Origin of the sequence: uncultured Ligilactobacillus sp. (genome assembly GCF_948826705.1) — a bacterium.
Classification (GTDB): Bacteria; Bacillota; Bacilli; order Lactobacillales; family Lactobacillaceae; genus Ligilactobacillus.
In genome coordinates this window covers 1-8,006 of record NZ_CAQLEL010000058.1, presented here as the reverse complement: position 1 = coordinate 8,006, position 8,006 = coordinate 1, and the positions used below count along the sequence as shown (strand labels likewise).

General features: G+C 41.0%; 6 protein-coding genes. 4 read left to right on the top strand and 2 right to left on the bottom strand.

Annotated features, from left to right (window positions below):
• Nucleotides 1-4,229: Rib/alpha-like domain-containing protein (locus tag Q9Q35_RS03235; protein ID WP_304652109.1), on the bottom strand; the 4,229-nt coding region annotated here is incomplete at its 3' end.
• A 238-nt stretch (nucleotides 4,230-4,467) separates the two neighbouring features.
• On the opposite strand from Q9Q35_RS03235, the gene Q9Q35_RS03230 reads away from it, so the two are divergent.
• Together Q9Q35_RS03230 and Q9Q35_RS03225 are read left to right on the top strand one after the other, a co-directional pair.
• The gene (locus Q9Q35_RS03230) at nucleotides 4,468-5,106 is read left to right on the top strand and encodes a CatB-related O-acetyltransferase (RefSeq protein WP_304652108.1); all 639 of its coding nucleotides are present in this window, start codon (nucleotides 4,468-4,470) and stop codon (nucleotides 5,104-5,106) included.
• 147 nt (nucleotides 5,107-5,253) lie between these two features.
• Nucleotides 5,254-5,931 (top strand): MgtC/SapB family protein, encoded by a 678-nt coding sequence (locus tag Q9Q35_RS03225; protein WP_304652107.1) that lies wholly within the window; start codon nucleotides 5,254-5,256, stop codon nucleotides 5,929-5,931.
• A gap of 152 nt (nucleotides 5,932-6,083) precedes the next feature.
• On the opposite strand, the gene Q9Q35_RS03220 is transcribed toward Q9Q35_RS03225, so the two are convergent.
• Nucleotides 6,084-6,605, bottom strand: a complete 522-nt coding sequence (locus Q9Q35_RS03220) for an LPXTG cell wall anchor domain-containing protein (protein ID WP_304652106.1) — start codon at nucleotides 6,603-6,605, stop codon at nucleotides 6,084-6,086.
• A gap of 13 nt (nucleotides 6,606-6,618) precedes the next feature.
• On the opposite strand from Q9Q35_RS03220, the gene Q9Q35_RS03215 reads away from it, so the two are divergent.
• On the top strand, nucleotides 6,619-7,770 hold the full coding sequence (locus Q9Q35_RS03215) for a hypothetical protein (RefSeq protein WP_304652105.1): 1,152 nt from the start codon (nucleotides 6,619-6,621) through the stop codon (nucleotides 7,768-7,770).
• 57 nt (nucleotides 7,771-7,827) lie between these two features.
• Nucleotides 7,828-8,006 (top strand): Flp1 family type IVb pilin (locus Q9Q35_RS11960; RefSeq protein ID WP_370648879.1); only part of this gene is annotated, 179 nt, incomplete at its 3' end.

The window sequence follows — 8,006 nt, the reverse complement described above, 5'->3', positions numbered from 1 at the left end:
GTAGATACATTCAATGGCGTCTTCCAAGCGTATTTGGTTTCCTTTGGCAATTCTGACTTATTAGCTACACCACTTTCTGCTTGTGGCGTTTGGTCTTGGGCAGTTGTCACTTCTTGACCTTGTGGAGTGTATTTTTCGGCATCTGTTAGTGTTTTTTCTGGCGTTTTCGTGACTACCACTTTTACTGGTACTTCTTCTTGACTTCCATCTGGATAGGTCACCACTACTGTGCCTTGCTTTTCTCCTGGGGTAGATACATTCAATAGTGTCTTCCAAGCGTACTTTGTTTCCTTTGGCAATTCTGACTTATTAGCTACACCACTTTCTGCTTGTGGCATTTGGTCTTGAACTGTTGTCACTTCTTGGCCCTGTGGGGTATATTTTTCAGCATCTGTTGGTGTCTTTTCTGGATCTTTACTTGGTACAAGCGGTGTCACAGTTACATCTACTGGTACTTCTTCTTGACTTCCATCTGGATAGGTCACTACTACTGTGCCTTGTGTTTCTCCTGGGGTAGATACATTCAATGGCGTCTTCCAAGCGTACTTGGTTTCTTTTGGCAATTCTGACTTATTGGATACACCACTTTCTGCTTGTGGCACTTGGTCTTGAACTGTTGTCACTTCTTGACCTTGCGGAACATATTTATCTACATCCAAAGTATCTTCTGGAACTTTATTTTTATCGGCATTCGGATCGCTCACAAGAACTCGAACCAACACTTCATCTTTTGTTCCATCAGGATATGTGACTACTACTTTACCTGGTTTTTCACCTAAAGTATAAATATTTACTGGTGTTTTCCAACTATACTGGGTCCCAGTTGGCATAGAAGCCGTATTAGCTACCCCTTTCTCAGCTATTGGCTCTTTATCTAAAGTAGTATATACATCTTGCCCTACTGGATCATTGAGTTCTGCCATGTTAGGTTTAACTTCAACGGATACTGGCACCTCTAACTTTGTGCCATCAACAAAATCAACATTAACAACTCCTGATACCTGACGCTCAGGTCGTGTTAGATCTGGTCTAGTTTTCCAACTGACATCAGCTACTGCAGCATGGTGTTTTTCTGTTAGTTCAGGCATAGAAACTACGCTTTGTGCTTGCGGTAAAGTCTGAGGCAGATCACTTGTAGCACTAACATCTGGTTTAGCACTTGCACCATACATTGTGACCACTACCGGTAAATTGCCTAGATCCGGAAACTTACCCAATTTTGGAAAGTCTACTTCTTGATCTACTACATTTACTGCAGCTGAAACTGAGGATGTTTCAGTATCAGAACTATCTTTAGGTACTACTGTTGTCGGTACCTCTACCCAAGTTACCTTTACTCCATTTAATGCTTTACCTGTTGTTTTCTCAGTAAAGGTTCCCTCACTATTTGGAGTATACTTAGCGACTTGGAGATATTTCCCTGTTTTATCATCTCTAGTGTAAGCTGTCAGACTATTTACCGCCTGAACTGGATCTAAAACTAAATTCTTATCGCTGGTTTTATGAGTAAAAACAGGTTCAGTCTTACCAACTAACATATTTTCACCGTTGAAAACTACTCTTTGATCACTATCTAGCACCATTACTGGAACATAAGCAACCACTTTTTGACCATTATCAAAACTTGCCTCAACTGAAACATTATGTAGCCCTAAACTTGTAGCATCAGTTGGGGATACAGTTACTTTGCCTGTAGTATCAACTTTCACCCAAGAAAGATCGTTATTTTTATCAAATAGTTTATATGTTGCACTACTTGGCAGATCATTATTTCGATATGATACAACTTCACTTTGATTCTCATTTTTCATCACTACTAAGGGCCGATAGAATGGCGAATATACTTTCAGATCGCTTCCCATCTCTAGATCTGTCGCACTCCACCAATTAAAGTAATTATTGAAATCATCTTTAGCTTCCTGTGGTGTTTCTTGGTTGAAACTAACGCTAGATACAGGTGAAAGACCAAATGGTGTCCCGGAAGTATTACCATTGCGATAATTCATCGAATAATCGCCTAATCGATTGACAGATTTTAATTTCTCTACATCCCACTGATAATTTTTAGCTTGTGAGACGGTTTTGTTATTGTATCTGACATTCCCAAGTGTTCCATATTTTACTGGTACACTTTTATCGGTATCGGCTGTCACAGTTATTTTATTATCGATAGCTTCTAATCGGAAAAGCATCCCCTTTTGTTTACCTGTGCGCTCCATCTTGAAAAGTTTTGGTGCTACTACATTGACGCGATCAATTGATCCAATCCCCCACATCGAGACCATTCCCAAAGGGTAGACCGGTGAATGTTCGCTATCAGTTATCCCTAAGTAAGAATAGTAACCTAAATTAGAATGTGTCAAACTATCTTTTTGCAAAGCATCTTCCAAGACAACTGAGCCATGATCGACATCTAACGAATTTGTACCATTATTACTACCGGTGCCACCAAAAGAAAGTAATGGCGTAGCAGCTTGCTTAGTTGCATCATCTACTTTGCGAACGACCTTTAACAAAGCATCCTTTTTGACTACTAACGCACCATGCACATTACCTACTGTGACCTCAGAATTATTAGGTCTATTACTGCTGTTGAGATCTAAAGTGATCACACCTGAATGAGCACCTGCATCATTAGCATCAAGACCTGGATTAGTCACTCCATTATTATCCTGGTAGGTTTCAACAACTAACTTAGAACCCTCATTTAAAACTAGATTATCTGGATTAAAGACTGCATTCGAAACACCATGCCCCATCTTAAAAGTTGCCTTGGCACCCTTTTGCATTCCAAAAGCATGATTATTACTTATAAAATAAACGCCTCGTGTATTAGGAGATCCTGTCGCATTGACGACTAGTTCTCCAGTCGAGCCAACTACAAGGTCATTTTGGGTATTAGCAGATGCACCCAACACCACTGCAGCCACGACACTGGTCGAATTTTTATCTTTAGTAGTAGCATCGACCGTCAGTTCACCATCGACTTTAACGTCACCATCAGTTACATAGACTGCACCAGAATTCTCTACTAGGCTACTCGAACTACCACTTGGAACTCTTACATTAGAGGCTGTTGTATTAGCTTTAACTGATAACTTAGCACCTTTTTTTACATCTAACGATCCTGCTGTAAGATTTTGCAACCGATTACTTTTAGAGTTATTTGTAGTCAAGACAACATCTGCCCCACTATTTACGGTCACTTTTCCATCAGCGTAAATATTTTGTGCTGTACTTGTATCATCAACTCCTGATGTTAGAACAACTTTTCCACTGAGTCCAACTGTATTTGCAGTAACATTTGCGCTCGGGGAATTTTCAACATAAGTCGGGGTCGCAACGGTATCGCGTAAAGAAACATCTGCATTAGGAGCATAGACCAAAACTCCATTACCACTGGCTAAAACATTATCAAATGCCACTTTAGCACCAGACCCATTATTTTGGAAACTAACTACCCCGTAACCTCTTGGATTGTTAGTCGAAACATTGACATTTTTAAAGGTAAGATCCCATTTATGCTCGCCTGTTGCAGTTTTATTGTAAAAATAAAGCGAATAATCACCTAAATTTAAGCTCGTTGTTTTATCATCATCTACTTTAGATCCCCACACGGTAACCTTTCGAGCTGAACCAGCTTTATCCACACTGACATAGTCATCTGTATTATTGACAACATCCTTATCCAAAACGATCTCAGATACATTCTTATCATTCAAAGCAGTCTGAAACTGTAACATATCCGAAACATGGCTAGCCGTTTGACTTGGTGTTTCCACTTGTAGATCAGGTGTTTGTGAGGACGTATCGTTATCGGTAGTATCAGAGCTAGCTTGTGGTGTTACATTGCTGTCAGTACTCTCTGGATGAGGTCGTGGAGTCACACTATTATCAGGACCTGAGTAGTCTTTTGGTGTCTCATTGCTGTCAGGTGTTGCTAAATTGATCTGCGGTGCTTGATCTGCAACACTGTTCTGGACCTTTTCAGTTTCTGGAATAGTAGCTGGAGTATCTGCTGACTTTTGTACTTGATCATCACTTGTAACTTGTTGTGCCGTTGAAGCATTATTTTGATCAGCTAAAACTTGGCTTGAACCCCCATACAACGCGAAAGTCGTTCCAACTAAAACCGAGGCAACACCTATTGTAAATTTTCTGATCGCAAATTTTTGACGTTTGGGTGCTAACTTCTCGGTATATAGATTTGTATTATTTTTTGAAAGCATATTTCTTCACCTATCTTTAAAATATATGCTTCCCCTGTACGATCCTGCTCAGTTTTGTTATAGTCCTTTTTACAGAACAAAACAACTTTTCAAGTTACTTATTTGTTGCATCGTACCATAATTATTATTTTATACAATAATTAGCTATGATATAAATAATTAATATTTAGTGTTTTACCTATTGACACTCAATATATATCGTATACCATATTAATAAATCAAAAAAGGGGGCTCGGCTATGCCAAAAAGTCATAATGATAAAATGTTACTGCTCAAAGATCACGTTACTGCTAGTAATATCAAAGTAGGTGAATATACGTATTATGGCACTGATGGACAAAAAGATGTTATATTCGAACGCGATAACGTTCTCTATAATTTTCCAGGTCACGGTGAGCTAATAATTGGAAAATTTACATCGATCGCTAATGGGGTTGAATTTATCATGGGGGCTGCCAATCATCCCATATCAAGTTTTTCGACCTATATCTTTGGTGAATATTCAACAGATTGGTTGCAAAAGCAAGGGATGACTAAAAAAGATATGCCTGACAAGGGAGATACTGTGATCGGAAATGACGTTTGGATCGGGAGAAAAGCTACGATCATGCCGGGAGTAAAGATCGGTGACGGTGCGATCATCGGAGCACAAGCTGTCGTCACCAAAGATGTTCCCGCCTATGCTATTGTCGGAGGAAATCCTGCTAAATTGATCCGTTATCGTTTTGATGAAACTACCATCGCATTTTTAAAAGATCTAAAATGGTGGGATTTTTCACCAAAACAGCTTGAGCAAGCGATCCCTTATCTCAGCACACTTGATTTGAGTACTGCTAAACAAAAATTACTTACTATAAAAAATGACCACCTTAAATAACTATGACGATCAAAGGCAAGCCACTGACAGTTTACATCAGTGGCTTGCCTTTCCATGCACATCATCTATATTAGATAATTTTGGCTTTAAACACTTAAAAGTGGTATATTACAGCTGGAACTATGAATTTTATGAGGAGGGGTTGTTTTGCTCAGAATAGATTGGTGTTTTCGCATGCTTTTAGCTGCATTATGTGGCGGGATCATCGGATTTGAACGAAAAAGTAAGGCTAAAAATGCCGGTATCCGCACTCACGCCTTAATAGCTGTTGGAGCGGCAATGGTAATGATCATTTCAAAATATGGCTTTTTTGATCTAATAAAGATCACACATAGTAATTGGGCTGTTGATCCATCACGGATCGCAGCTCAAGTTGTGAGTGGGATCGGTTTTTTAGGTGCTGGAACGATCATCAACCGTCATGATGAAATAATCGATGGGTTATCAACGGCAGCTGGGATCTGGGTAACAGGTGCGATCGGTCTTGCATATGGCAGTGGTTTGTATAGCATTGGTGTTATTGGTACTTTCTGTGTGCTCCTAACAGAAGTTATCGGAAAATATATGGATCAATTTGCACTTAGACAAGGTAAAGACTTTTCTTGTTTTATTCAATTAACTGGTAATATCGATACCCTGCACTCCATTATTGAGCACCTAGATCAAAAATATTTTAAATCTCCACTTAAATACGCTATTTATGATTATGGTAATGGAAAAATCACATGCCAGCTTTATGGCGAATTAAAAGCAAGTATTAGTTCTGAGCATGTTTTTACTTATCTCACTAAAGTAGAAGAGATCCAAAATATTGAACTAGAATGACATCAAGATCAACCTAATATTTTACATAAATCAAGATAAGGTCTGTAGCCTGATACTATGGACCTTATCTTGATCTCGTCTTACTTTTACAACGAAAAGAGTTTCATGGAAATAACTCACGCTATCTCCATGAAACTCTCCATAAACTTATACTACTTATCTTCTTTCTTGCGATACATAAACAATCCCAAAGTTCCTAGAGTCAGTGATAAGATCCCTAGACTACCCAAGATATTCTCTTTTTCGCCAGTTTGTGGTAAAATTTGCATCTCACTCCTATCAGTTTTTCTCGTAGGTGGTTGCTCATCTTTTTTAGTAATGACCTTTTGTGGGGAAACCATTTCATTTGTGATATCTTGGTTTGTCTCATTTCTTGTAATACCTTGGTCATTATTTGGCTCTTTTTCTTTAGGTGGCATACTTTTACTTTCTGTTGGTTCTGGATCTTTTTCGTATGGTACTGGTGTATCTTTCCCTGGATCATTTGGATCAGTGATCGGTGGTGGGATATAACCTTTTGTTGGATCATCTGGATCCACTGGTTTTAGTGGATCTCCATTTGGATCTTTTGGCGTATATCCTGGATATACGGATAGGATAGGGGCAGTTATGATTGTGAGTCGGATAGGACGATGGAAAAAACAGATTATCTGCATCGCCGGGGGATTTGCCATATGGGGAGCAGCCGTGTATGGGGAGACGGCGGACAATTCTTTGGGGCAGGGATATCTGGAGAGAGGAGGTTATGGGGAAGATAACCGGCATTATGAGATCGTGGCGGAGGGAATAGGCGAAGAGCCCATATCCTGCATCGTGGAGATATCGCCGGTACAATACAGCGCGGAAGAGGCCGCTGAGATTATGGAGACGCTTTCTCTTGAGCTGCCCCGGATGATTTTGGGGGAGAACAGGAGCCTGGACCAGGTAAGAACCGATCTGAATCTGCCGGATTCATTTGAAGGAACCGGTATTTGGTGTGTGTGGCAAAGCAGGGACCCGGAGATCATAGATTCTTATGGGAAAATAACGGCGGAAAAGATCGGGGAGGAGGGTGTACAGGCAGTATTGGGGGTTACACTGACGGACGGAAACCACAGAAAGGAGGGAGAGATTGAGATCCGGGTTTGTCCGGTGCTGTTAAGCGATGACGAAAAGGCATCTTCGCAGTTAAGGGAATTAATACAGAACGCCGATCAGCAAAATCCGGATAACAGAAAGGTGATGCTGCCTAGGGAATACAATGGAAAGACCGTGAGATACCGGGAGGCCCGTTCTTCCGAATATTGGATTCTTCCGGTTTTGGGCATTGCGCTGGCAGTGCTGCTTTACGGACGGGAAAAATCCAGAGAGGAAGAAGCGAAAAAGAAGCGGAAGCAGATGCTTGCACTGGATTATGCGGATGTAGTATATCAGCTGATGGTGTATATTGGCGCAGGGCTTACAGTGAGAAAAGCCTGGGAGTGTATTGTTGAAAATTATGAGAGAAGAAGAGAGGCAGAAGGGATGCATGCCCGGCCGGCCTATGAGGAGATGGCTCTGACTTTGAATCGGATTCGCTGCGGCGAACCGGAAGGCGCTGCCATTGAGGCATTCGGAAGGCGCTGCCAAGTGCAGTCTTACATGAAGCTGGCAAGCCTTCTGGAGCAGAACAGAAGGACGGGGACAAAAAATCTGAAGCAGCTGCTGGAACAGGAGATGATCACAGCATGGGAGGAACAAAAACATACGGCGAGGCGTATGGGGGAGGAGGCAGGAACGCGTCTTCTGGTACCTCTGTTTCTCATGCTGGCAGTGGTGATGGTGATTATTATGGTTCCGGCGCTTATGGCGGTGCAGTAAGAGTTTATGAAAACATGTACTTTAGATACAGCGAAATACGAGTAGGAGGAAAAACGAATGCGGGAAGAATGGAGAGCGTTTTTAATCGAAGAAGACGGGATCGGAGTGATTGAAGTTGTATTGATACTGGTGGTACTGGTAGGCCTGGTGATCATTTTTAAGCGACAGATTACCACACTGTTAGAAGGAATATTTAAGGAAATCGAAAAGCAGACCAAAGAGGTGGGAAATAATGG